Raw genomic sequence first — 25,185 nt, forward strand, 5'->3', positions numbered from 1 at the left:
GAATGTTAAAAATAAACCTATCTTTGATTAAAAAGCACCCTATGAAAGAAGTGTTGAAAAACTATTCAGGAATCATCCTTTTACTGCTAGGAATCACTATTGGAAGCATTATCGGAATTGTTGCTCCCGATGTTGTTTATTATATCAAACCTTTAGGTGATATTTTCCTGAACCTTCTTTTTGTGAGTGTGGTTCCATTGGTATTTTTTGCTGTTTCCAATTCTATTGCATCATTGGAGCAGCAATCCAAATTCGGAAAGATCATGGTAACGATGGCTTTTACCTTTCTGTTCTTTATTTTAACAGCCGCTGTTTTTACCATTTGTGCAGTTTATATATTTCCTGTATCCGGAGTTTCCGGAAGCAACGAAATTGTTGAAGAAGCAGCGAATAACGACAGCTGGGGAAATAGAATTGTAGGGTTCTTTACGGTTGGGGAATTCACACAGCTTTTTTCAAGACAAAATATGTTAGCGCTTTTAGTTTTTGCTTTCATGATAGGTTTTTCAGCCAGAAAAGCAGGAGAAAAGGGTTCAGTTTTCAGATCATTTATTGCTTCGGGGTACGAAGTGATGAAAGAATTGCTTTTATTAATAATGAAAATCGCTCCAATTGGTCTCGGAGCTTATTTTGCCTATCAGGTGGCAACTTTAGGACCTCAGCTTTTTGGATTTTACGCAAAACCTTTAGGTTTATACTATATTGCAGCAGTTGTTTATTTCTTAGTCTTTTTCTCACTTTATGCTTTTATGGCAAAAGGGCAGAATGGAGTGAAAAGTTTTTGGACCAATGCTATTTATCCGACTTTAACCGCTTTGAGTACCTGCAGTAGCTTTGCAACAATGCCTGCTAATTTACAGGCCGCTTCAAAAATTGGAATTCCAAGCCAAATTTCGAATATTGTGATTCCGATTGGAACAACCTTGCATAAGAATGGCTCGTCAATGTCTTCAATTATTAAGATTTATGTGGCTTTTTTAATTATCGGAAGGGATTTTTTTGATCCGATGAATCTACTTTTAGCGTTAGGAATTACGGTTTTTGTAAGTATTGTAGCCGGTGGAATTCCGAATGGCGGATATATTGGAGAAATGTTGATGATTTCCGTGTATAAATTACCGCAGGAAGCCATTCCGGCAGTGATGATTATCGGAACACTCGTCGATCCTTTAGCTACAGTTCTGAATGCAGTCGGTCAATTAGTAGCTTCCATGTTTGTGAGTAGGTTTGTGAAGGTTTGATTTTTTTGTTAAACACAAATTACACCAGTAATTTTGCTAGTTTTATGAATAATTTTAAAGCAAACATCTGTGTTATCTGCAAATCTGCGTGAGTTTCTAAAAATATTATTTAAGTTTATATTTATCTCACAGATTTTGCTGATTGAGCAGATTTTTATTCACTCCGCTTTACAGGTTCCAAGTTTCCCAATTCTTCAGGCGTGAAAAGTCTATAATTAACTTTAAATGTTTTTCCTAAGGGTGTTTCCAAAGAAAACCCTCCCGGTCCGAAACCATCTACAGCATCTAATGTAAAATGCGAATATTTCCAGTATTCGAAGAGATCTCGGTCGATCCAGAACTCATGGCCGTTGATGGTGCCGATCATGGCATCATTCATTCTTGGGAAGAATCCTCCTTTCTCGAAACATTGAGGTTGTGTTCCTTCGCAACAGCCTCCTGCTTGATAAAACATCAAATCGCCATATTTTTTTTCTAATTCCCAGATCACTTCTAAGGCTTTTTCTGTAGCTGAGAGGCGTGATATTTTGGTTTGCATAATTTTTTTCTTTTGTGATCAGTTAATATCGATATTATTCCTAATTTAAGGTACGATAACAATCGAAGTATAAAGTGTGTAAAGTTTCCAGCCTAATTTTTCATAAAGAAACTTCCCTTGCTGGGTAGCTACTAAAAAATTCTTTCGAATACCATTGGATATTGCAATATTTTCCAGTTCTTTCATTAGAATGGTAGCAAGTCCTTTCCCCCTATATTCCTCGTGTGTTACAATTCTATCATAAATTGCCAAATCATCAACAAGTATAAGACGACCTTCCGTGGCAATTTTATTTTTATTCGTCAGAATTTGAGCGATAAATACTGAATTTAAAACCTGAACTTTTAGATTATAATCGTCACTTAACTCAAGATGAACAGCTTTCATTGGTTCAAAGCAATACATCATGTAACCCTGAGGCTGGATTTCCCACTTTGCCGGAATCTTATTTTTTTATGTCTTCCGGAGAACCACAGAATTTAAGATAAATCCAAGTATCATCAATTTCATTCGATAATTGAAAAAAATCATCATTAAGTTCTGGAAAAACATAACGCTGTTTTTGATCCGGATATCCAACATCTACCTTAAACCCTGATTTATACTCGACTGGCAAAGGCAAATCGCGTGATATACACCAAGCTTTCAACCAATTCAAGATTAAATCTTTTGAAATTAAATCTCCCATCGTGCTTTTAATTAGAACTTCAAAAATAAAACTTCTCCTAATATAATATTGGAAAACTCTGCGTGAGTTGACGTATTGTTACATTTATTCTTCTTGATAATCCTTAGACAGTTTAATTTCGTACAATTTAGCTATTGCTTTTTTTTACCATTTGACTACAGTAAAGTTAAAAAAGTTCGGTGAAATTTCATTTCGCCGAACCCACACATCACAATTTAATTTGAGCCTGCAATATCGAGAACGATTCTGCCATCAATCTGCCCTTTTTTCATTTTATCAAAAACATCATTGATATCTTCTAATTTTGCAGGAGTTACCGTTGCCTTTACCAATCCTTCATTGGCAAAGTCCAGGGCTTCCTGAAGATCTTTTCTGGTTCCTACAATTGAACCTCTTACAGTTATTCTCTTCAGCACCGTTTCAAAAATCGGTAATTCAAAGGAGCCCGGAGGAAGACCATTCAAAGCAATAGTTCCTTTTCTTCTAAGAACATCAATCCCCTGTTTAAAAGCAATGGGAGAGACCGCCGTAATCAATGCGCCGTGCATTCCGCCGACTTCTTTATGAAGATATTCTCCAGGATCTGTGTTTTTTGCATTGACCACTAAGTCTGCTCCCAATTTTTTCGCTAAATCTAATTTGTCATCTGCAACATCAATCGCCGCAACGTGCATCCCCATGGCTTTTGCATATTGTACCGCAACGTGCCCCAATCCTCCAATACCTGAAATAGCCACCCACTCTCCGGGTTTTGTTTCGGTTTCTTTCAATCCTTTATAAACGGTAACTCCCGCACACAGAATTGGCGCTATTTCAAGGAAGTTGACATTTGATTTCAAATGGCCAACATATCGTGAGTCTGCAATAACATACTCTGCAAAACCTCCGTCAACACTATAACCTCCGTTTTTTTGGGCTTCACAAAGGGTTTCCCAACCCGTAATGCAGTAATCACAACATCCGCAAGCGGAATACAGCCATGGAACTCCTACCGCATCACCCTCCTTTACATAAGCTTCCGGTCCGCAAGCGACCACAATTCCAACTCCTTCATGTCCGGGAATTAATGGCATTTTAGGCTTTGCAGGCCAATCTCCGTCAACAGCGTGTAAGTCTGTATGGCAAACTCCACATGCAATTACTTTTACCAAAATTTCATATCTTCCGGGCTCTCTTACCGGAACTTCTTCTATTTTTAAGGGTTGTCCATAGCCTTGAACAACGGCAGCTTTCATTGTTTTTGGAATCATATCTTGATTTTTTGATTAGTTTTTAGTTTAATTTTTCATCTTTTAATTTGATGATTTTTTAACGCAAAGGGATCAAAGACTCTTTTTGCCAATTAGGCTGCGTATTTTTAAGCCCGCAAAGGCGTTTGACTACGTCGAATCTTCGATTTCACTTAGCTAGGATCACTACGGGTTTTATCTTATGAATTTTTATAAGATCTCCGGCTCACCTGAATTTCAGGGAGTACTATTGTTTGCGTGAGGGATAGGAAGGGTCTCGTTTTTTCAAACGAGAGTGCGAAGCACCGAAACGAAGTGAAGCCCTGGATAGCCCGACCGTTTTTCCCCGTTGCCGAGACGGGGAAAACGGGCACGCCCTAATATTTAAAAATTAAAAGAAACCTAATTTATTTTTGTTGTATGAAATCAACATGTTTTTGGTCTGACGGTAGTGATCCAACATCATTTTATGGTTTTCACGGCCGATTCCCGACTGCTTATAGCCTCCGAAAGGCGCCCCTGCCGGATAAGAATGATATTGATTTACCCAAACTCTGCCTGCCTGAATCTGGCGCGGGATATTGTATAGCTGGTGTGCGTCTCTTGTCCAAACTCCAGCACCAAGACCATAAATAGTATCGTTTGCAATTTGTAATGCTTCCTCTTCATCTTTAAACGTGGTAAAAGCTAATACTGGTCCGAAAATTTCTTCCTGGAAAATTCTCATCCTGTTGTTTCCTTTAAAAATAGTCGGCTGGATATAGTATCCGTTTTCCAAACCTTCACCAACATTGTTCACATCTCCACCAACAAGCACTTCTGCTCCTTCTTCTTTTCCTAACTGAATGTAAGAAAGGATCTTATCTTTTTGAATCTTAGAAGCCTGAGCTCCCATCATTACGGTTTTATCCAGTGGGTTACCTACTTTAATCGCTTTGACTCTTTCAATCACTTTTGCAATGAAAGCATCTGCAATATCTTCCTGAACCAATAATCTTGACGGGCAGGTACAGATTTCCCCCTGATTTAGAGCAAAAAGAACCGCTCCTTCAATCGCTTTATCTAAAAATTCATCATCGGCATCCATTACCGAATTGAAGAAAACGTTCGGAGATTTTCCTCCCAACTCCAATGTTACAGGGATAATATTTTCTGTTGCGTACTGCATTACCAAACGACCTGTAGCTGTAGAACCCGTAAATGCTGCTTTTGCCACTTTTGGATTTGTCACTAAAGCCCTTCCTAATTCTGCTCCGAAGCCGTTCACAATATTTACAACTCCCGGAGGAAGCAAATCGCCAATCAGTTCCATCAAAACCATAATGGAGATCGGTGTGCTTTCGGCAGGTTTTAACACCACACAGTTTCCTGCTGCCAAAGCGGGAGCCAGCTTCCAAACCGCCATTAAAATTGGAAAATTCCATGGAATGATTTGAGCAATAACGCCAAGAGGTTCATGTACAATAAGAGAAACCGTATCTTTATCCAGTTCATTATGAGAGCCTTCTTCAGCCCTGATTACCGAAGCAAAATATCTGAAATGGTCAATTGCCAAAGGAATATCTGCTGCTAAAGTTTCTCTTACTGCTTTTCCGTTGTCTATTGTTTCAACCGTTGCGATGTACTCTAAATTCTGCTCGATTCTGTCTGCAATTTTGTTTAAAATAATACTCCTTTCTGTAGAAGAAGTATCTTTCCAGGTCTGAAATGCTTTTTCTGCAGCATTTACAGCCAATTCCAAATCTTCTTTTGAAGAGTGAGCCGCCTGTGTGAAATTTCTGCCATCAACAGGAGAAACTACGTCAAAATACTGCCCGTTTACAGGTGCTGTAAATTTTCCGTTAATATAGTTATCATATCTGCTTTTAAATTCAGGCCACTGTAATAAAGTACCTGATTGTAGTTGTGCTGTAGTGCTCATATTTATATAGTTTTAATTTTTCTGTAAAGCCAAATTACACTTACCAGCAACATTCATATAGCAAAATCGTACAAAAAAATATCAAAATCGTGCAGAGTGATAATTTTATTATTTCATTAACATTTATTTAAGTTGATTATTTTCTATATTTGAGTAAACAGGTTATAAAAAATGTTTAGAAATGAACAATAACAAGATTTTATTAGAAACTCCCGAATTAAAAAGGGAAAGCCAGCTGTTACACCTGGTTGAAAATCAGACAAAATTCAATCTAAACAATTGTGAATTCAGCATTTATGAAACCCATAGGGCTGCATTTGACATAAAACTGCATTTTGAAACGATTGCATTCACCGCAATGCTCCGTGGAAAAAAACATATGAAACTGGATAATAAAACGAATTACTTTGACTATTATCCGGGAGAAAGTGTGCTTGTTTCACCGGGAGAAACAATGGTGATTGATTTCCCTGAAGCTGATGAAACGCCGTCACAATGCATTTCTTTGAGCCTGAACCCTGAATTCATTGAAAATTCTCTGAATCATTTAAACTACCATCTTCCTAAAGTAGATGAAACTTCCCGATGGAATATTGAGCTGGATGAATATTTTTTGTTTAACAATCAGTCTTTAGCTTCGGCTACCAATAATATCATGAGAATCGCGATGGACGATAATTCCCAAAAAGATATTATGGCTGATTTCGCCTTAAAAGAGCTTTTAATCCGTCTGATGCAGACTCAGGCAAGAAGTATGGTGGAAAAGAATATTGCAAAGAATAAATCCAGAATCGGCTTTGCTGTAGATTATATCAGAAAAAATCTTCACCAGAAATTATCGATTGAAAGTATTGCCAAACTGGCCTATGTAAGCAAATCAAATTTCTTTAAAATGTTTAAAGATGAATTGGGTACTTCTCCGAATGATTTTATTTTACAGGAAAGAATTAATAAGGCAAAAGAATTGTTGGCGAGTCAGAACAGTATTAAAGAAACGGCTTACCAGACCGGTTTTTCGGATACCAATTATTTCACAAGAGTATTCAAGCAACTGGTAGGAGTTACCCCTAAAAACTACCAGGATAAGGTTTTATTTTTAGAATAAAAAAAGACCTCAAATTGACATTGAGGCCTTTTTATAATTTTAATTATCCTTGATAATCGTAATATCTTGCTCCTTTCAAAACAGGGCTTTCCAATTCTACAGATTGTAATCCGAAACCTTTATAGTTGTTGTTCACAGAATTTTCCAATTGCTTTCTGTGAAGTTTTTCATACGTTTCAAAATCGATTGCTTTTCTGTTTTTTAACCCTTCAAATAAATCCCATTTTGCCACAACATTTTTCCAGTTTTCGGAAACTTTTCCTGCAAAGACTTTAGATTTTGAACCGCTTCCATAACCTAAGAATCCAATTTCCTGACCTTTTAATTCTTCATTTTCATTAAATGAGGTCTGTAAAGCAGAAAGTAAAGCCATAAAAATAGAAGCAGTATACATATTTCCGATTTCTGAAGAAGCTCTTTGGGATTTTTCAATTTTATCATTAATAAACTGAATATAGCCTTCAGATTTTGCAACCGATTTTTGCTCGTCAGGAGTTTCATAAGACAATCCGTTTTCTAAGCTGTAAATCTCCGTGAAAACTCTTTTTCCGTGAAAAGCATAAGGAAGATGGAAAATAAGATATTTCCAGGTCTCATAAGGCTTATTTTTTCCGGTAATCTCTTTATAATGATTATAAGCTTCTCTGATTCTGTTCTGATAACATTGGTTGGAATATTGTCCGTCAAAAACAGGTTCATCCGTAAAAACTTCAATTTTCTCCGGAAAATTTTCAGGAGCATTGTTCAATTCTTCTTTTTTGAAATGACGTCTCGGTTTAAAAAAGTCAAAAACAGATTCTGTAGCTACTCCCCAATTGTTTTCAATTTCTATTAACTCAGGCTTAGAAGATACCAAAACAGCAACAGCACCTCCTCCCTGCGTATATTCACCGGAGGAAGCCAGTTCATATTTTGCATAATCACTCGCAATGACCACCGCTTTTTTGTCAGGATTTGCTCTTACGAAATCTAAAGAATTGTGAAGCGCGTCTACTGCTCCGATACAAGCAAAAGTCATATCTACCACATCACAGTTTTTGAAACATCTTTCTCCAAATTCTCCTTCTAAAACTTTTTCAACCATCTGCATGGCGTAAGAAGCTGTTGGTTTTGCCGCATCCAGAGCACTTTCTGTTCCCAGATAAATTCGTGATATTTCTTTTGGATTGATATTGTAATCTTTAATCAGTTTCAGCAAAGCTTCGGCTGCAAAAGTTGCTGCATCTTCATGAACATCAGGAAAACCCATTTTATGCAATCCTAATCCTTTTTCCAGTTTTGCAGGTTCAATTCCTCTTTTTTCTGCTAAATCCTTAATTTCCAAATATAAGGAAGGTACATAATAGCTTGCTGCCTCAATTCCAAAAGTCATATTATTTTAATTTTATACGAATTTAAAAAATGTAAACGTTTAATGAGTCATAGTTTTTGCTAAATATTTAAAATTTTTAAGTAAAACAGTAAAGTCATAAAATTTTCATCTGTTTTTTTAAGTAAAATTCTGAATCTGATAAATTATTTAAAAAGCACCTCTGGGGAGAGATGCTCCGACTAATAAAAAATTTAGTTTTTATGCAACCTTATTCTTTATTTTTTTATCATTTTAAATGTTTTTATTTCTCCATTCTTAGTTTTACCTGAAACAATATACATTCCGTTACTTAAGGCAGAAACATTGATACTTCCCTCATTACCTTCAATGTTATTGGTTTGAATCTTTTTCCCTGATTCATCATAAATACTGATTTCCTGGATTCTTTCATCTCCTTTAAAGTTAAGAATATCCTTTACCGGATTCGGGAAATATTTAATCTGTGTATTCGACAGCTTTGAAATTTCTTTGCTGCTTAAAACATCATTACTTATGGTAACATTATCTATTAATGTAGAATATCCCTGAGCATTTTCACATTCTATAGCAACCTGATAAATATTGGGAGGCATCCCGATATTGGCAAAAAGATACCAGGAAGCAAAAGGAGGCTGAAATCCCATCAATGTTGACCAAGGATCTGTAGCGGACATTCTATAATAAATTCTTACCCAGTTTGCATTGCCATTCTGTTGCGGATTGATAAGATAGAAACTGATTTTCGGAGAAGTAAGACCTGCAGAATTTAAGGGCGGGCTTACCAGTTTGGTTTTGTCAGCAGAAGTCGTATTTGCCGGAAAGTTGGCAAATTTAGTTCCTGCAAAGGCTGTAACTCCTATACTTCCCGTAGTTGCCGCAGAAGTATAAGTCCAGCTCATATTATTCGTTTCATATATTTGCGTCCAGCTTGCTCTGGTTGGCGAACTGTCTTCAAAAGTTTCTGTCCAAGGAAATGTAGAAACCTGCGCATTAAAACCAATTGCAAAAAGCATCAATAAAAAAGAAAAAAATTGACGATTCATCATCAATCTAAAAAATAGACTTGTTTTCATTTTCAGTTATTAAGTATTAAATTCACAACAAATCTACAAATTAACAATTAAATAAATACCATAATTAATAAATATTTAATATTAAATCAATAACAAATCATCAATAAAAAATTAAAATTAATTAAAAAACCACTATAAAAATAGTGGTTATCATAATTTAAAACAATATCTTATCTTGAATATTTATTTAAAATCTTCAATCGTTTTATTAATTACATCAATCTGCTTATTAATGCTCGAAGCACTTTGTGGATTCTGTTTCAAAAGCTCCATTTTTTTACTTAAACCATCTTTTAACATCTGGCTTATCATCATTTTCGCCTGTGGGTTATCCCCTAATTGTCCTTTTGCATGTCCCAACATCTTTATGATACTTTCTGTTGCTTTCAAATTATCGGAACTCATGATCCAGTTATATCCTTCTTCCGCAGATTTTCCCAGTTCCGGGTTCTGGAATTTGACAAACGGATAAAAAGCGGCCACCTGAGCAATATTTGACATTTGAGGAGTCACTTTATTCTTAACAATAATTGGCAACAATTTTTCCAATAAGTTATCCGGAGCACCTTCCAAATCGATTTTATCAGCTAAAGCATTAGCTCTTGACGGATCAACATCAATAATTGCGCTTACAGAACTTGCCTTTACCGCATTCGAAACCGCATTCACTCCTTTCTCAAAAATCGGAAGGTATTTTTTATCTTTTGTTTTTGCCAGGGCAGAAATTGCTGACGCCTGAACCAATGTTTTCGGATCACTTGAAGCCAGTTTCTCAACTTCAGCTCCCATTGCTTTGAACTGCTCAGGATTGGATAAATCCATTAATTTTAAGGCCCTCATTCTTGTTCTGAAAAAAGGGTCTTTAACTGCAGCTGTCAATAATTTTGTTGCGGCAGGGTTTTTCCCCACCTGATCTTTAATTCCGTTCAATGCATTGAATTTGCTCAGGAATTCTTTAGAACCCAAGAACTGCATTAAGTTTTGTTCAGGAGTCTTAACATCAGTTATATCTGCCAATAACACGCCATCTGCATTAATGTTAACCAAGTCTGCGTTTTTAGAAACATCAAAATTGAATGTATTTTTTGCCTCTGCATTCACCCAAACATTATATCTTTTTGGCTTCCCATTATCATAAACATCAATTGCCAAAGGAAACTGGAATGGTAATTCCTGAGTCTGCTCAATAACAACTGCCACTTGTTTTTTAACAGGTTCGAAAGTGTAAGAATATTTAATTTTCGGATTTCCGCTTCCAAAGTACCATTGATTAAAGAACCAATTCAAATCTTTCCCCGAAACTTTTTCAAAAGATAATCTCAACTGATGAGCCTCTGCATTCTGATATTCGTATGTTTTCAGGTAATCATTCAACCCTGCAAAGAAAGCATCATCTCCCAAATAATTTCTCAACATATGAAGAATCACCCCTCCTTTCTGATAAGTTACCAAATCAAAAACATCTTCACGGGAATCATAATTGAATCTGACTAAGTTTTTATCAAAATTTCCGGGTGTTGTAAGATACAGATTAGCATCTTTCATCTGGTGATAATCCGCCTGATCTTTTCCGTATTTGTATTCGTTCCAAAGGTATTCCGAATAGTTTGCAAAAGATTCGTTTACAGTAAGGTTACTCCAGCTTTCCGCAGTTACCAAATCTCCAAACCAATGATGGAACAACTCATGAGCAATTGTATCTTCCCAGGTATTTTCATCAATCAATTGTCCCGGCTTTTGTAAAATATCGCTTCCATGAAGTGTTGCCGTAGTATTTTCCATCGCTCCACTCACATAATCTCTTCCGGAAATCTGCGCATATTTTGCCCACGGATAATCATATCCCAGTTTTTTAGAGAAAAACTCGATCATTTCCGGAGTATTTCCGTAGATCTGTTTTGCATAAGGTTCATATTCTTTTTCGATATAGTAGTCAACCGCAATATTTCTCCACTTGTCCTTCACAATCGCATACTCACCCACTCCCATGAAAAAAAGATAAGTAGAATGTCTCTTATCCATTACCCAATGATCTGTCCTCAATCCATTTGCTTCTTTCTGAGAATCTTTTAAAAGTCCATTGGAAAGGGTTACATACTTATCAGGAACCGTCATATAAATTTCCTGAGTTGTTTTTTGGTTGGATTTATCAATGGTAGGAAACCATGCGGAAGAAGATTCCGTTTCTCCCTGTGTCCAGATCTGAGTCGGCGTATCCGGATCTTTTCCCTGAGCATTAATGAAATACAATCCTTTGGCATCATTAATTGCCGCACTTCCCTGTTGCTTTACTTCATTCGGACGTGCTGTATATTTAATATAAACCGTGTAATCCTGATTTTTCTGGTAGGTTTTATCTAAAGTAATCTTCAGAATATCATCCTTATAATCATATTTTAAAGGAGACTTCTTACCATTTGTATCCAAAGCGACTTCATGAATCAACATTCCTTTTGCATCAAGCGTCAATTCGTTGGTAGAATAAAAAAACGGAGCAGCAGTCAGCCATTCTTCACCATTCATCTGTTCTTTCTGATAATCGAAGTTTACTTTTAGCTTGGTATGCTTTAGTTCCGTTACTTTTGTATGGGTAGCTCTGTACACCTTTTCTCTGCCTGAAGTTTCGGTTTGCGCTGCTATAGTTGTGGGAAAGAAAATCCCACTCAAAAGAGCAATCGATAAAATGGCTTTTTTCATTAGTATTATTTAGAGTTATTTTTATTTAAATGTTGAATAATTTTCTTTTGTTTTATTCTTTCGTAAACGTATTTTTTGTTCCTCTCTGAATGATTACAAACTGTTTTTTCGCAGGGTAAAAATCGATGACAATTCCTGCCATGTCGAATTTAAAGCTCGTCTCTGAAGTTGCCTCCAAAGGAAATGCACCTTGCCCTGTTGCCTGCGCCATTAGTTTTTTGTCCTTGATAAAGATATTAATTTTTAGAGGAACATCCGGGCTAGAATAATTTCCTACAAACTTCTGTAATTCGCTTTCCGGGATTTCCAGAGTTTTAAAGCTAGGCATTTCAAAATCTTTTCCCGTTGCAGTTTCCATCATTTTGATGGAGATTTCGTTAGTGTCCATATCTGCCTGGTTCGTTGTAAAGCTTACCGCTGTTTTTACATCCGGAAAATAAAACAATGCCGATCTGAAATTATCAATTCCGCCGGTGTGCCCAAATCCCGAATATTTGCCAAACGGAACTTTTACCAATCCATATCCGTAATTATCCACAAAGTTTTTCATTTTTTCAAGGCTTTCCTTCTTAATTAATTTTCCTTGCTCTAACCCAAGAATAAAACTCAAAAGATCTCTTGGAGTCGAGATAATATTTCCCGCTCCGATCGGAATACTCATGTCGGTTTCATTCGAAACTTCATATTTCCCGTTGGTAAACTGATAAGATTTTGCCTGGTCTTTCGAAGTATCAATTTTTCCTCCAACTTCAGTTAAGGTCAGCTTTAAAGGTTTGGTAATTTTAGCTTTAATTAATTCCGCATAAGATTTTTTGTACACTTTTTCAAGGATAAAACCCAACAGTATATAATTTGAATTGCTGTATTCGTGTTTTGCACCCGGTTCAAAATCACTTTTATATTTTTTAATAATATTAACCAAGCTAGTCTCTGTCTGAGGTTTTGTATTGTATTGCCAATATTCGGCCTCGTTGGTTAAGTTGTGGATTCCCGTTCTGTGCTGGAGTAAATTTTCTATGGTGATTTTATCCGCATTGGGAATTTCGGGATAGAAGTCAGAAAGTTTTTGATTTAAAGAAATCTTTTTTTCCTCAACTGCTTTCATAATCAAAACGGCCGTGAAAGTCTTACTGATCGATCCGATTCGATATTGTGTGTTTACATTCGCCTTTTGCTTTTTTTCAACATCGGCAAATCCGATTACTTTCACAAAAGTCGGGCGGTCATTTTCTGCAAATGCAAAACTCCCCATTACTTTATGATGTACAAAAAGAGAATCAAAATAATTCCCCAGCTTTTCTTTGACATTGTTTTGGGAAAATGCAAGACCAGAAATACTGATTGCCGATAGAAAAAATAACTTTTTTAACATATTCTGAGATTTAATGAATAAGTTGAAAAACTTCCGTAGATGTTACAAAAAAAGTGAAGTTTACACTTCACTTTTATATCTATTAAAATAATTTCAATTTGTCATTCCGTAGGAATCTCGGCTACAATATTTAAAAATTAGTCTGGATTCCTACGGAATGACAAACTAAATGAATATAAAAATCTAATTTCTTTGAATCTTAAATCGCAACAGGAGCTTTAATTCCCGGATGCGGATCATAATTCTCCAAGGTAAAATCTTCAAAATCGAAGCCGAAAATATCTTTAACTTCAGGGTTTAATTTCATGGTAGGAAGCGGTCTTGGATCTCTGGAAAGCTGCTTCTGAACTTGTTCAAAATGATTGTTATAAATGTGAACATCTCCAAAGCTGTGAACATAATCCCCAACTTCAAGATCACAAACCTGTGCTACCATCATCAATAACAATGCATAGCTTGCAATATTAAAAGGAACTCCCAGGAAAACATCTGCACTTCTCTGATACAGCTGAAGCGATAATTTTCCATCCGCCACATAGAACTGGAACAAAGCATGACAAGGTGCCAAAGCCATATTGGGAATTTCAGCAACATTCCAAGCGGAAACAATCAGCCTTCTGGAATCGGGATTTTTTTTGATCTGATCGATCACTTCAGTAATCTGATCCACAACTTTTCCGTCTGCTCCATGCCAGCTTCTCCACTGAGCTCCATAAACAGGTCCCAAATCTCCATTTTCATCCGCCCACTCATCCCAGATAGAAACCCCGTTATCTTTTAAATATTTGATATTGGTATCACCTTTCAGAAACCACAACAATTCATAAATAATAGATTTCAAATGCACTTTTTTGGTGGTTACCAAAGGAAATCCTTTTGACAGGTCATATCTCAGCTGGTATCCGAAAACACTTCTCGTTCCCGTTCCCGTTCTGTCGGTTTTGTCTATTCCGTTATCTAAAATATGCTGTAAAAGGTCTAAATAATTTTGCATTTTGAAAGCGATTTATAGAGTCCAAATTTAGAAAAAACTTAATGATTTTTTGTTATCATAAGCTATAAAAAAGCATTCATGAACATGAATGCTTTCTATTATTTTTGTAATGTTCTTTATCTTACACTATTAAGAACAAGAAGCTCAAGGTTACACTGCAGTATATCCTCCATCAACAAGATAATATCCTCCGGTCATAAACGATGATTTGTCAGAGCTTAAGAACAGTACAAGTTCTGCTACTTCCTGAGGTTTTCCCAGTCTTCCCATCGGATGTTTTGCAATCAGTGCCTCTTTCATATCTCCGCTTGCACTTTCCAGAAGCGGTGTTTCAATATACGCAGGACCGACTGCATTACAACGGATATTTTTTTGCCCGTATTCGGCTCCGATATTTTTTGTAAGTCCTACAACCGCATGTTTTGCTGAGGTATAAGCGGACGAAAGCGGTGCTGCAACCATACCGTGAATGGATGCAATATTCACAATCACTCCGCCTCCGTTTTTATCCATGTGTTCCAGTTCATATTTACAGCCGTAAAAAACACCATCTAAGTTTACACTTAATACTTTTCTCCAACTATCCAGATTATAATCTCCCGTCAGTTCCTGTTCTCCACCAATTCCCGCATTGTTACAGGCAATATCCAATTTTCCGTATATCTCAACTGTTGATTTTACCAGAGCTTCCACTTCTTCAGGTTTCGAAGTATCTGCTTTTACAAATGAAGCCTCCCCTCCTGATGATTTTATTTTTTCCACTACCTGTTTTCCGTGTTCTTCATTAATGTCTGAGACAATCACTTTTGCCCCTTCTTTCGCATACGTTTCTGCAATAGCCAATCCAATTCCTGAACCGGCACCTGTAACAATAGCTACTTTATTTTCTAAAATTCCCATATTGATAAAATTTTATATACTTCTTTAAATAACTACTAACAAGTTACGAAGAAACCATACACGTCTTAAAATTTTAACAATAAAGTTTTCTTAATTTTACAACAGTTACGTTAATTTCTCTAAAACTATTTTATAAAACCCAATAATTTTTTCCAAGAATTAAAATAAAAAACAGTATTTCAACCATTTTAATTACAATAAAATAAATAACATTCTATTACCAGATTTTCTCAATAGTCTGTTGCATAGTATTGATCATAAATTGATCGCCTTTTGTTTTTCCGGACATCGCTTTTATTAATGGAGATTCTACTGAAACGGTCATGATTTTTTGATCATTGAAAGTAATCTCACCTACTGAAACCGAAACGTAGAACAAACCTTTATCAGTTTTCACCAATGCGCCGTTCTGTACTTTCAAAGAGGGTTCTGAAGTGATTTTCTGAAGTACAGTCTGCTGATTCAATGTTTCGTTGAGCTGTCTCTGAAGATTATTAATTTCCTGCTGAAGCATTTCTCTTCCCGTTTCGTACTTATCTCCCATGGAACTTTTGGTATCATTATTTGATGCCCTGGTTTCCGCGATAAGTTTTTCGAAAGCATGAACTTTCTCTTCTACCTTTATTTTTATTGTATTTAATATCTGTTCTTTATTCATTTTTTTCTTTTAAGGACAATAGCTCGTTAGACAATATATAGTAACGAGCTCTCAAGCTTTCATAATCATGTTTCCAATTGGAAGTACCTCCGAATAAAAACAACTGTATTTTTTCTCCCAATGTAATTTTCTGAAGGATACTGAACCACCTTGAATTAAGTATATTAAAAGATTTTGTCATAAAAGTTATTTCTCAAAGACCGTGTAATCTGAAGTTTGGAAGTGAAAATTCTTTCCTTGATTAAAATCACGCTTTGTCCCTTCAAAAACATTGGTAAAAACACCTGATAAACGATCGTCTTCAATAGTAAAGTCAACGGCTTCCTTTGACATATTTAATACCACTAAAACTTCATTTTCCCCATTTTTTCTGAGATAAGCTAAAATTTTATCATTTGCTGTCGTATTCAGAAGCTGGGTAGAAGCTGCAGGATCACCACCTCTTAAAGCAGGATTGGAAGACTTTAAATTGAGTAAAGTTTTATAGAAATCTGCATTTTGATAATTATTAGTCCATTTTATAGGGTCTTTTTCAAAAAACTCCAACCTTTTGTTATTAGGCAGCTCCTGTCCTGAATACAACAACGGAACACCATTCCAGGTTGCTGAAAAAACTGCCATTGGCTTGGTAATAACCCCATATTTTTCATATTCTGTTCCATTCCATGAGTTTTCATCATGGTTAGATGTAAACCAGGCTCTCATCGAACCGTCTCCTATTGCTGTATATTTTGCCAGTAAATCTTTAAGATTCTGCAAAGGCTGGTTTTGGTTGTAGTAATCATTCGAAGCATGCATCCATTTCCAGGAATAGCTTGCATCAAAGACTTTTCCGTATTCAGGGTTTTCGAGTTCATCAAATTCACCTAACCAGAAAAGAGGCTTTATGGTTTCTACTTCCGGTCTTGCCTGTTCCCAGAAATCTACTTCAACCCAGGATGCCAAATCACATCTGAAACCATCTATATTGGTTTCCTTTACCCAAAACTTCATGGCATCAATCATGGCCTTTCTCATCTCCTGATTTTTATAATCCAGCTCAATGATATCATCCATTCCTGAAGCAATATGAAATTTTCCATCCGGATCTTTTAAATAAAATTCAGGATGAGTTTTTGTCCAAATATGATCCCACCCCGTATGATTGGCAACCCAATCTATAATAACTTTAAAGCCTAATCTGTGCGCAGCGTTGACCATATGTTTAAAATCTGCCATTGTTCCAAATTCGGGATTGATGGATACGTAATCCGAAGCCGCATAAGGACTTCCCAGACTTCCTTTTTTATTTTGTTGGGCAATAGGAGTAATAGGCATGAACCAAAGTGTTTTTACACCCATCGCTTTCAGTCTGGGCATTTCTTTTTCAAATGCTCTGAAGGTTCCTTCTTCTGTATATTGTCTTACGTTTACTTCGTAAATATTAGTAGTATGCTTCCATTCTTTCGGGAAATCCATAGTGTTCTTATTTATGTTTTGAGTAGTACAGGAAGCCATTCCTATACCAGTTAAAGCCGATAAAATCCATTTTTTCATTTTATCTATTTTTAACAAAAATAACGAATTGAGTGATAATAGAAATGAACTGTAAATGATAAATTTTGATTAAAAACTATTTTCTGCCTCTGTTTAGTGCATAAAAAACCCTGAATTTTCATTCAGGGTTATTATATTGTTTAGATATTTTATCTTTCATCATCGTTATCATCTTCATCATCAAAAACATCATCATTGTAGTCTTCTTCCTCATCGTCAAAGTTATCATCATCTTCATCCACAAAGTTGCTGCTTCCTCCAAAATCATCATCAAAGCTGAAATCATCATCCATCAAAGGCATTGCAGATTTTTTCTTTGATCCTCCGGAAGTACCGTTTTTGCTAGGAGCTTTTAAAGGTACATTACCAAATCTGTATACAGTGATAGGGTAATTCACTCCTTTTGTCTCTTCGATTACTTCTACCAATTCACAGAAGAATTCCCAAAGATCAAGAAGCCCGTATTGGAACTGTGCTTTATCTCCTGAGTTTTCGAAGGCTTCATCAATGTATACATCAGACATAATTTCGCCATCACCGTCGTCACTCATATCTTCCAGCGGAACACTTTTCACTATCGTTCCATCTTCTTCAAGTAAATTAAAAGTAGAAAGCTCGTCACCCTGCAAGCTGAATGCACTCTTAATACCTAAATGTAAGTTCCATAGCGTCTGTTTCCCTTTAACTTCGATATCACGGAAAATATCTTCTTTCGCATCTAATATTACGCGGATTTTGTAAACCATATCAGTTTTTAAATTACTTTTTGCCTTTTTTATTATGATAAATCTCTGCTGCAAATATATAATAAATGACATGTGACAAAAAAATATTTCAGAATTTTTTAAAATATTTTTTTTTCTTACATTTTGCCGGAGTTATTTACTTTTTTCAAGCATAAAACTGAACTTTGTTCCTTCAAGATATACACTTTCCACCGTAATGTTTTCGTTATGAGCTTCCAGAATATGCTTCACAATTGCCAAGCCCAGACCAGAACCTCCTTCCCTTCTGCTCCGGCTGGTTTCCACACGATAAAATCTCTCAAAAATCCTGGGTAGGATTTCGGATTTTATCCCCATTCCGTTATCAATAACTTCAATAAGAACTTTATTTTTAAGGATACTTGTTTTCACCACCACTTTGGCTTCCTGCCTGTTGGCATAGTGAATAGCATTGGAAATTAGGTTAATAAAAACCTGTGATATTTTTTGTTTGTCAGCATCTACAAAAATCTGAGGATGCAGAGTCTGAATCTGTAATGTAGTATTGCGTTTTTCCGCTTCAAGATCGAGTAAATCAAAAATTTCTTTAATCAGGAGATTTACATCGAATCTGGAAATGGTAAGGTTGATTTCACCTGCTTCAAGCCTATTGATCATATCCAAATCTGTAACAATGGCAATCAGCCTTTCAACAGATTTATCAATTCTTTCCAGATATTTATCCCGAATGGCAAGATTATCGACTCCTCCGTCTCTTAATGTTTCTACGTAACCCTGGATTGAAAATAACGGAGTTTTAAGTTCATGGGAAACATTACCGATATATTCTTTACGGTAGCTTTCCATTTCTTTCATCATGTCAATTTCAGAAACTTTCTGCTGATTAAGATCGGAAAATCTCTCCCCCAATTCTTTAATGGTAATATTCTCATCATTATCCTGAACAATTTCCTGAGGTAAGAGCTGAGAAAGTCCACGAACCTGCTTTTTTCCATAATAATTGAAAAGCAGCTCCAACACCAGATAATTGATAATGAAAATAAGAATCAGACAGATCAGAAGTCCTATTCTGAAGAATGGAGTCTGATCATAAAGATCCTTTAGCCAATCAAAAGTGATGACCAAAAGAAACATCACCACTGTAAGTAAACAAGAGGTGGCGAGAGTAAGTCTGTAAAATTTCAATTTTACAAATATTTAATAATTAGTTGTATATCTAAAGTTTCAGATTAAACAATAAGCTTATATCCTATTCCTTTTAAGGTCTGAATAGTATTAATTCCTAATTTTTCTCTTAATCTACGGATGTGAACATCGATCGTTCTTTCCCCTACAATTACATCATTTCCCCAAACTTTTTCAAGAATCTCTTCTCTTTTGAATACTTTTTCTGTATTGGAAGCTAAAAGATACAACAAATCGAATTCTTTTTTAGGTAATAAAAACTGTTGCCCGGCTTTTGAAACTCTGAAATTATCCTTGTCAATTACCAAATCTCCGATTTCAATTAATTTAGTATTATCCGAAACCTGAGAAGTGAGTTGTAATAATGCATTTACTTTGGAGGTAAGGATTTTCGGTTTGATTAATTTCACAATATAATCATTGGCTCCTGCCTGAAATCCTGCTAATTGTGAGAATTCTTCGCTTCTTGCAGAAAGAAAAACAATTAATGTTTTTTGAAGTTCTTTTATTTTACGAAGTTCCTGACAGGTTTCGATACCGTCTTTTTCCGGCATCATGACATCTAATAAGATAAGATCTGGAATAATTTCCTTGGCTTTGTCAATTCCTTCGTTACCATTGGTAGCGGTATAAATATCGTAGCCTTCTTTTTCTAAATTGTAAGACAGAATCTCTAAAATATCCAGTTCATCGTCTATTAAGAGGATTTTCTTTTGGTTCATTTTTAATTTTTACGAGTCAAAGTTAATAATTTTTAAAGCACAGATTAACAAATCACACATCGTTCACATAAAGTTAACAATTATATTCTTTTCTTAATGTTTAGTTAAGAAAAATTTAAATTTTACTAAACCATTTACCCCGGCAATCTTTTATTCCTTTGCACCGAAAGAATATAGTAAAAGAAATGAATTTTAGAAAACTGAGTATCGCAGTTTTGTTTTTAACAACATCGGGAACTGTACTTTACGCTCAATCGACCAAAAACGACACGGTAAAGAAAGAAAAGAAAATTGAAGGTGTTATCATTAAAGGATCTACCAAGAAAGGCACTGAAGCTAATCTTATCAGCGTACAAAAGAAATCTGTAGAAGTTATAGAGCGTGTAGGTTCTGTACAGCTTGCAAAGCAAGGTGTAGGAGATGTTGCAACCGCTGTAACAAAAGCTACCGGAACTATTAAGCAAGAAGGAAGCGGACAGATTTTCGTAAGAGGTCTTGGTGACAGATATAACAGTACTACATTAAACGGATTACCCATTCCGTCTGACGATCCGGAGAACAGAAACATCGATCTTTCGATTTTCAAGACTTCAATGATCGAATATATTTCATTAGATAAAGTATATAACCCCAAATTATTGGGTGATTTTGGAGGAGCAAGCATCAGTATTGTTTCTAAAGAGTTTACTGGTAAACCGTATTTTAAGATCGGTTTAGGAAGCAGCATCAATCTTCAGACTTTTGATAGCAATAATTTCAAAGTACAAGATGGAGCTCCAGGATTTTTCGGATTTAAGGAAACTACTTTTACTAAAGGAAATCCTTACCAAAGCTATCCTTTTAAAACAAAATGGAATTTCAAAAATGCAGACAATCCGTTCAATACGGATATGAATATTGAAGGAGGGGCAACTTTCGGAAAATTCTCTGTCTTTGGCTATGCAGGATTTGAGAATGCCTATGAATACAGTGAAGGACAGGAAGGATTCTATTTTGCAGATAATACACCAAACAAAAAATTCAATGTAGAGCGTTCTAATTATAAAACGAATACTACGGCTTTAGTTAATTTAGGGTATAAATTCAATTCAAGCAACAAAATTAACTTCACGTCAAATTTCATTCACTCTTCTGAACAGACTGCCAAAATATTCAAAGGATATTCTTATGATGTCGACAGAAATGTAATCATTAACAGAGGTGATAATAAACTTACCAGCACTTGGGTAAACCAATTATTAGGTACACACAAGTTAGGTGATACATGGACTGCAGACTGGGCGGTGGGTTACAATATGCTGAACAGCAAAAGACCAGACCGTATGCAGAATACTATTGATGCAACAACGATGCAGCTTATTTCAGGAAGTGCGATCAATAACCACAGATATTTTGACGAGTTAAAAGACAATACGGTTTTAGGTCATGCTTACCTTTCTAAAACTTTAAACAAATTCAAAATTACTGCAGGATACGACGGACAATACAAAGACAGAAAATTCAACTATACTACTGTTGGTATGAACTTCGGTCTTTCTCCTCAGGTAGATCCTAATAACATTGATGCTTTCATTAACGCTACAAACAACAGCCTATTCACCTACCAGACATTCCAGCCGACAGCAAAATTATTTACGCCTTTCAACTATACGGCAAAACAGAATATCCAATCGGGATTTGCCAATGTAGATATTACGCTTTCTGATAAATTTATCGTACAGGTAGGAGGACGTTTCGATTACATCGATATGCAGATGAAGTGGATTGACCCTGTTCAGGGAGAAGGTAAAAAGAATAAGCAGTACAATAAATTCTTACCGGCTTTAAATGCTAAATATAGTCTTAACGACAAGCAAAACTTAAGATTATCTTTCTCTAAAACCTATACATTACCACAAGCTAAAGAACTTATTCCTTTTGCATATTATGATGTAACGACGAATACATACGGAAATCCGGATCTTGCTCCTTCTGACAACTATAATGTTGACTTGAAGTGGGAATTATTCCCTAAATCCGGTGAGTTGGTTTCAGTAGCGGCTTTCGGAAAATATATCCAGAATCCAATCGCAAGAACCACTTATGCGAGTTCTGCACCAAGTGATATGACGTATTTTAATGCTGCAGATTCAGGATATATCGTAGGAGCTGAAGTAGAGGTGAGAAAAGACATCTATTCTTGGAGCAATTCAAAAATCTATACTTTCCTGAACGGTACGTATATGCATTCTGAGCAAAACCTTAAGTCTCAGGCTGATATTGCAAAAGAAAACAAAGGAAAAACGGTTGTGTTTACTAAAGATAAAAATGCCCTTCAGGGAGCTGCAGATTTTATTGCCAACGTAAACTTAGGCTACAATTATAAATGGAACAGCAACTTAAATTCATTAGACTTTGTGGTTGTGTATTCTCACATAGGGAAAAACCTTTATGCTTTGGGAACAACTGATATCGGAGATTTTTATGAAACTGCAAGAGATCTTTTAGATCTTAATTTAAACTTCACTTTGGATAAAATAGGAATCGGAGTTTCTGCTAAAAACCTATTAAACCCTCACAATAAAATAGAACAGGAAAATAAAACAGCTACATTGATCAACAGAGACTATACAAAAGGACGTCAGGTTGGTTTAAGCTTATCATACAAATTTTAATAATATTAAATCTAATATAAGGTTATGAAAAAAACAATCTTAAAAGCTGCTCTTTTCTTTTCATTAGCTGCGGCATTCTCTTCAACTGCAATCTCTTGTAGCAGTTCTGATGACGATTCATCTGAAAACATCTCTACAATTGATCCAAGTAACTTTAAAGGAAGTATTGCTGCCGGAACTACAGTAACTTTAGATCCATCAAAAGTATATACAATTACTGGAAGAGTATTGGTAGAAAGTGGTGCAAACCTTGTTATTCCTGCAGGAACCAGAATCACTGTAGCGGAAGGAGCTAACTATCTTATTGTTGACAGAGGTGGTAAATTATACATCAACGGTACAGCAACCAGCCCTGTTGTATTCGAAGGAACTTCACACAAGCAAGGACATTGGGGAGGTATCGTAGTTCTAGGTAATGCACCTTCAAACAGAAGTGCTTTAGGAACTTCTACTTCAGAATTAGGAGATCTTACTTATGGAGGAAGTGACAATAATGATAACTCGGGAGTTATTAAATATGTGGTAATTAAAGACAGCGGATTTAAATATAACCCTGAAAAAGAATTCAACGGACTTTCTCTTTTCGGAGTGGGTAGCGGAACTATTCTTTCTTATATCTATGTAACTGACGGTGCTGATGACGGTATCGAATGTTTCGGAGGAAGCCCAAATCTTGATCACATCGTAGTAACAGGTGTTGGAGATGACGGTTTCGACTGGACAGAAGGTTACAAAGGAACGGCAAACTTCCTTTATGTAGCAAGAAAAAAACAATATCAGACTGCTACAGAACCAGGAAACAGAGGTATTGAAGCTGATACTCAGGATACAAACCCGAACACAACTTTCGGAAACGGAGTTTCTAATCCTACGATCACCAATGCTACTTTCTTAGGTAACACTGGCGGATCAGAATCTCAGGGGATGAAAGTAAGAGCAGGATCTAACGGACAATTCGACAACATCGTTTTGGCAAACTATACTACAGGTTTAGATTTTGAAACAGACAGAACGTTAGCTTGGTTCCAGGGAGGATCTTACATCAAAAACTTAAGATTTATAAATGTTGCCACAAAGTCTAAAGCTAAAAACACTGCAGGAACAGCTGTGGATATCACTTCTGTTTACTCTGAAAATTCAGCTGCATTAGGAGCAGGAAACGGAACAGCTTTACCTGATTGGGCTAAAGGATGGACTGGTCTTACAAGCTTCGATACAACTGATGCGATGAACTAAGCATATAGTAACAATTCTTCATATCAAGTTAAAAAATAATCCATCTCGTCATCGGGATGGATTATTTCATTGATAAAAACAAGTATTAAAAAAACACAACTATATATTATATTTACTTTTTCCAAAATAGATTTCCTTTATTCATCAAACCTTCCACATGGGAAATCCTCGAAACTGCTTCTGCAGAACAGCTTGCATCCACTAAAACCACATTGGCTTCATCACCGGTTTTCGGCCATTGCTGCTCTCCTTTATTATTTAGCGGAAGAACATTTTGAGTCGCAAATTCCAATGCTCTGGAAAGCTCAAATTCAGATTCGTAGCCATAAAGCTCTGCAATTAAATTGGTTTTCTGCAGCATATTTCCTGATCCGAATGTACTCCAGTAATCCTGAACGTTATCATTTCCGATCAAAACATTTACTCCATATTTTTTCAATGTAGGAATTGGCATTATTTTTCCCCTAAAAGGTACAGAAGAAGCAATTCCTACTTTTGCAGCGGCTAATTTTTCAGCAATCTCTTCCGCTTCTTTTGTATTTAAATAAGCTAAAGCAAATGCATGGCTTACAAAAGTTTTCCCTTGAAGTTCAGGATTCTCAATGGCTTTATCTATTAAATAATTGATTGTTTTCATACCCGATCCGGCTTCATGCAAATGAATATCAATTCCCTTTTTGTTATCCAAAGCCAGTTGAACCGTAAAATCCAGCACCTTTTCAATACTTCCGTCAATACTTAAAGGATCCAGACCTCCAATAAAGCCTACATTTTTCAGTTTTGCCGCTTCCTTCATTAAAGGAGCCGACTCTGTATAATAAACGCCATGCTGAGGAAAAGCTACCAACTCTGCACTGAATGAGCTTTTTTTATTTTCTAACGCTTTTTCTAAATTTTCCAATGATTTTAGCCCCGAAGTAGGATCAATATTAAAATGCGTTCTTGCAAAATTCGTCCCGTAGTTTTGTAACAGATCAATCAACTGTTCCGCTCTTTCCACAGAAGTTTTCAAGAGCCCCGGAATGATTTCCTGTTCGTAGGCAATCATATCTTTTACTGTTCTTCTTTTAGGCGAAAGCGCCTGCCACGGAAGTCCGTACAAAGTTTTATCCAGATGAATATGCATATCTTTAAAAGCAGGAAGCATCAGTTTTCTCTTTGCATCGATTGCTTCTAAATCAGGATTGTTTGGCTTTACCGATTTTATTTTCCCATCTTCAATTTCAATACAAAACAGATCTGTCTTCGTCCGGATTACAACTTCATTATCATATTCAAAGCCTGTTTCCAGACGGACATTTTTCAGCGAATAATTTCCTTTTGCTATAAATTGATAAGACGATTGCATAACTCTCATTTA

At 35.9% G+C, this 25,185-nt stretch carries 22 protein-coding genes; 4 read left to right on the forward strand and 18 right to left on the reverse strand.

Annotation, left to right across the window (positions count from 1 at the left end; all coding sequences use genetic code 11):
* Positions 1 to 41 precede the first annotated feature (41 nt).
* Positions 42 to 1,241, forward strand: coding sequence for a dicarboxylate/amino acid:cation symporter (locus tag MKS83_RS08055; protein ID WP_240582724.1), 1,200 nt, complete (start codon positions 42 to 44; stop codon positions 1,239 to 1,241).
* Between the two features lie 154 nt (positions 1,242 to 1,395).
* Here the strand turns inward: MKS83_RS08055 and MKS83_RS08060 are convergent, their stop codons facing one another.
* The 5 genes from MKS83_RS08060 to MKS83_RS08080 form a co-directional block, all read right to left on the reverse strand.
* A complete protein-coding gene (locus MKS83_RS08060) occupies positions 1,396 to 1,779 on the reverse strand; it encodes a DUF779 domain-containing protein (RefSeq protein ID WP_240582725.1) in 384 nt (127 codons plus the stop codon).
* A gap of 45 nt (positions 1,780 to 1,824) precedes the next feature.
* Complete coding sequence (locus MKS83_RS08065; RefSeq protein ID WP_240582726.1) at positions 1,825 to 2,166, reverse strand: GNAT family N-acetyltransferase; 342 nt, start codon at positions 2,164 to 2,166, stop codon at positions 1,825 to 1,827.
* A gap of 58 nt (positions 2,167 to 2,224) precedes the next feature.
* Positions 2,225 to 2,467 carry a hypothetical protein gene (locus MKS83_RS08070; protein ID WP_240582727.1) on the reverse strand — a complete coding sequence of 81 codons (243 nt, stop codon included), beginning with the start codon at positions 2,465 to 2,467 and terminating at the stop codon, positions 2,225 to 2,227.
* A gap of 215 nt (positions 2,468 to 2,682) precedes the next feature.
* Positions 2,683 to 3,717, reverse strand: coding sequence for an alcohol dehydrogenase AdhP (gene adhP / locus MKS83_RS08075; protein ID WP_240582728.1), 1,035 nt, complete (start codon positions 3,715 to 3,717; stop codon positions 2,683 to 2,685).
* Positions 3,718 to 4,087: 370 nt separating this feature from the next.
* Positions 4,088 to 5,617 carry an aldehyde dehydrogenase family protein gene (locus MKS83_RS08080; RefSeq protein WP_240582729.1) on the reverse strand — a complete coding sequence of 510 codons (1,530 nt, stop codon included), beginning with the start codon at positions 5,615 to 5,617 and terminating at the stop codon, positions 4,088 to 4,090.
* Between the two features lie 181 nt (positions 5,618 to 5,798).
* Here MKS83_RS08080 and MKS83_RS08085 point away from each other — a divergent pair, with 181 nt between their 5' ends.
* Positions 5,799 to 6,722 carry a helix-turn-helix domain-containing protein gene (locus MKS83_RS08085; protein WP_240582730.1) on the forward strand — a complete coding sequence of 308 codons (924 nt, stop codon included), beginning with the start codon at positions 5,799 to 5,801 and terminating at the stop codon, positions 6,720 to 6,722.
* Between the two features lie 43 nt (positions 6,723 to 6,765).
* Here the strand turns inward: MKS83_RS08085 and MKS83_RS08090 are convergent, their stop codons facing one another.
* From MKS83_RS08090 to MKS83_RS08145, 12 genes are all read right to left on the reverse strand, one after another.
* Positions 6,766 to 8,094 (reverse strand): hydroxymethylglutaryl-CoA synthase family protein, encoded by a 1,329-nt coding sequence (locus tag MKS83_RS08090; protein WP_240582731.1) that lies wholly within the window; start codon positions 8,092 to 8,094, stop codon positions 6,766 to 6,768.
* A 215-nt stretch (positions 8,095 to 8,309) separates the two neighbouring features.
* Positions 8,310 to 9,146: a T9SS type A sorting domain-containing protein gene (locus MKS83_RS08095; protein WP_240582732.1), complete on the reverse strand. Its 837-nt coding sequence runs from the start codon at positions 9,144 to 9,146 to the stop codon at positions 8,310 to 8,312.
* Positions 9,147 to 9,329: 183 nt separating this feature from the next.
* Positions 9,330 to 11,843 (reverse strand): M1 family metallopeptidase, encoded by a 2,514-nt coding sequence (locus tag MKS83_RS08100; protein ID WP_240582733.1) that lies wholly within the window; start codon positions 11,841 to 11,843, stop codon positions 9,330 to 9,332.
* Positions 11,844 to 11,895: 52 nt separating this feature from the next.
* Complete coding sequence (locus MKS83_RS08105) at positions 11,896 to 13,215, reverse strand: serine hydrolase domain-containing protein (RefSeq protein WP_240582734.1); 1,320 nt, start codon at positions 13,213 to 13,215, stop codon at positions 11,896 to 11,898.
* A 199-nt stretch (positions 13,216 to 13,414) separates the two neighbouring features.
* The gene (locus tag MKS83_RS08110) at positions 13,415 to 14,209 is read right to left on the reverse strand and encodes a thymidylate synthase (protein WP_240582735.1); all 795 of its coding nucleotides are present in this window, start codon (positions 14,207 to 14,209) and stop codon (positions 13,415 to 13,417) included.
* 150 nt (positions 14,210 to 14,359) lie between these two features.
* Complete coding sequence (locus MKS83_RS08115; protein ID WP_240582736.1) at positions 14,360 to 15,109, reverse strand: SDR family NAD(P)-dependent oxidoreductase; 750 nt, start codon at positions 15,107 to 15,109, stop codon at positions 14,360 to 14,362.
* A 217-nt stretch (positions 15,110 to 15,326) separates the two neighbouring features.
* On the reverse strand, positions 15,327 to 15,767 hold the full coding sequence (locus MKS83_RS08120) for a hypothetical protein (protein WP_240582737.1): 441 nt from the start codon (positions 15,765 to 15,767) through the stop codon (positions 15,327 to 15,329).
* A complete protein-coding gene (locus MKS83_RS08125; RefSeq protein ID WP_240582738.1) occupies positions 15,760 to 15,948 on the reverse strand; it encodes a hypothetical protein in 189 nt (62 codons plus the stop codon). The genes MKS83_RS08120 and MKS83_RS08125 overlap by 8 nt, the downstream gene beginning before the upstream one ends.
* A gap of 5 nt (positions 15,949 to 15,953) precedes the next feature.
* On the reverse strand, positions 15,954 to 17,303 hold the full coding sequence (locus MKS83_RS08130; RefSeq protein WP_240582739.1) for an alpha-amylase family glycosyl hydrolase: 1,350 nt from the start codon (positions 17,301 to 17,303) through the stop codon (positions 15,954 to 15,956).
* A gap of 149 nt (positions 17,304 to 17,452) precedes the next feature.
* Positions 17,453 to 18,049, reverse strand: coding sequence for a plasmid pRiA4b ORF-3 family protein (locus MKS83_RS08135; RefSeq protein WP_240582740.1), 597 nt, complete (start codon positions 18,047 to 18,049; stop codon positions 17,453 to 17,455).
* Between the two features lie 132 nt (positions 18,050 to 18,181).
* A complete protein-coding gene (locus MKS83_RS08140) occupies positions 18,182 to 19,213 on the reverse strand; it encodes a sensor histidine kinase (protein ID WP_240582741.1) in 1,032 nt (343 codons plus the stop codon).
* A 44-nt stretch (positions 19,214 to 19,257) separates the two neighbouring features.
* Positions 19,258 to 19,935 (reverse strand): response regulator transcription factor, encoded by a 678-nt coding sequence (locus tag MKS83_RS08145; RefSeq protein ID WP_100376361.1) that lies wholly within the window; start codon positions 19,933 to 19,935, stop codon positions 19,258 to 19,260.
* Positions 19,936 to 20,120: 185 nt separating this feature from the next.
* Between MKS83_RS08145 and MKS83_RS08150 the strand changes: the two genes are divergently transcribed.
* The gene (locus MKS83_RS08150; RefSeq protein ID WP_240582742.1) at positions 20,121 to 22,589 is read left to right on the forward strand and encodes a TonB-dependent receptor domain-containing protein; all 2,469 of its coding nucleotides are present in this window, start codon (positions 20,121 to 20,123) and stop codon (positions 22,587 to 22,589) included.
* A 24-nt stretch (positions 22,590 to 22,613) separates the two neighbouring features.
* Positions 22,614 to 23,825, forward strand: coding sequence for a hypothetical protein (locus tag MKS83_RS08155; RefSeq protein WP_240582743.1), 1,212 nt, complete (start codon positions 22,614 to 22,616; stop codon positions 23,823 to 23,825).
* A 112-nt stretch (positions 23,826 to 23,937) separates the two neighbouring features.
* Here the strand turns inward: MKS83_RS08155 and MKS83_RS08160 are convergent, their stop codons facing one another.
* On the reverse strand, positions 23,938 to 25,173 hold the full coding sequence (locus MKS83_RS08160) for an amidohydrolase (RefSeq protein WP_240583174.1): 1,236 nt from the start codon (positions 25,171 to 25,173) through the stop codon (positions 23,938 to 23,940).
* Positions 25,174 to 25,185 lie beyond the last annotated feature (12 nt).

Source organism: Chryseobacterium sp. Y16C (genome assembly GCF_022488405.1).
Lineage (GTDB): Bacteria > Bacteroidota > Bacteroidia > Flavobacteriales > Weeksellaceae > Chryseobacterium > Chryseobacterium geocarposphaerae.

Excerpts from the sequence above, each read along its gene's own strand:
- MKS83_RS08055 (WP_240582724.1), top strand. The coding sequence starts at position 42 with ATGAAAGAAGTGTTGAAAAACTATTCAGGAATCATCCTTTTACTGCTA.
- MKS83_RS08060 (WP_240582725.1), bottom strand. The coding sequence starts at position 1,779 with ATGCAAACCAAAATATCACGCCTCTCAGCTACAGAAAAAGCCTTAGAA.
- MKS83_RS08065 (WP_240582726.1), bottom strand. The coding sequence starts at position 2,166 with ATGAAAGCTGTTCATCTTGAGTTAAGTGACGATTATAATCTAAAAGTT.
- MKS83_RS08070 (WP_240582727.1), bottom strand. The coding sequence starts at position 2,467 with ATGGGAGATTTAATTTCAAAAGATTTAATCTTGAATTGGTTGAAAGCT.
- adhP (WP_240582728.1), bottom strand. The coding sequence starts at position 3,717 with ATGATTCCAAAAACAATGAAAGCTGCCGTTGTTCAAGGCTATGGACAA.
- MKS83_RS08080 (WP_240582729.1), bottom strand. The coding sequence starts at position 5,617 with ATGAGCACTACAGCACAACTACAATCAGGTACTTTATTACAGTGGCCT.
- MKS83_RS08085 (WP_240582730.1), top strand. The coding sequence starts at position 5,799 with ATGAACAATAACAAGATTTTATTAGAAACTCCCGAATTAAAAAGGGAA.
- MKS83_RS08090 (WP_240582731.1), bottom strand. The coding sequence starts at position 8,094 with ATGACTTTTGGAATTGAGGCAGCAAGCTATTATGTACCTTCCTTATAT.
- MKS83_RS08095 (WP_240582732.1), bottom strand. The coding sequence starts at position 9,146 with ATGAAAACAAGTCTATTTTTTAGATTGATGATGAATCGTCAATTTTTT.
- MKS83_RS08100 (WP_240582733.1), bottom strand. The coding sequence starts at position 11,843 with ATGAAAAAAGCCATTTTATCGATTGCTCTTTTGAGTGGGATTTTCTTT.
- MKS83_RS08105 (WP_240582734.1), bottom strand. The coding sequence starts at position 13,215 with ATGTTAAAAAAGTTATTTTTTCTATCGGCAATCAGTATTTCTGGTCTT.
- MKS83_RS08110 (WP_240582735.1), bottom strand. The coding sequence starts at position 14,209 with ATGCAAAATTATTTAGACCTTTTACAGCATATTTTAGATAACGGAATA.
- MKS83_RS08115 (WP_240582736.1), bottom strand. The coding sequence starts at position 15,109 with ATGGGAATTTTAGAAAATAAAGTAGCTATTGTTACAGGTGCCGGTTCA.
- MKS83_RS08120 (WP_240582737.1), bottom strand. The coding sequence starts at position 15,767 with ATGAATAAAGAACAGATATTAAATACAATAAAAATAAAGGTAGAAGAG.
- MKS83_RS08125 (WP_240582738.1), bottom strand. The coding sequence starts at position 15,948 with ATGACAAAATCTTTTAATATACTTAATTCAAGGTGGTTCAGTATCCTT.
- MKS83_RS08130 (WP_240582739.1), bottom strand. The coding sequence starts at position 17,303 with ATGAAAAAATGGATTTTATCGGCTTTAACTGGTATAGGAATGGCTTCC.
- MKS83_RS08135 (WP_240582740.1), bottom strand. The coding sequence starts at position 18,049 with ATGGTTTACAAAATCCGCGTAATATTAGATGCGAAAGAAGATATTTTC.
- MKS83_RS08145 (WP_100376361.1), bottom strand. The coding sequence starts at position 19,935 with ATGAACCAAAAGAAAATCCTCTTAATAGACGATGAACTGGATATTTTA.
- MKS83_RS08150 (WP_240582742.1), top strand. The coding sequence starts at position 20,121 with ATGAATTTTAGAAAACTGAGTATCGCAGTTTTGTTTTTAACAACATCG.
- MKS83_RS08155 (WP_240582743.1), top strand. The coding sequence starts at position 22,614 with ATGAAAAAAACAATCTTAAAAGCTGCTCTTTTCTTTTCATTAGCTGCG.
- MKS83_RS08160 (WP_240583174.1), bottom strand. The coding sequence starts at position 25,173 with ATGCAATCGTCTTATCAATTTATAGCAAAAGGAAATTATTCGCTGAAA.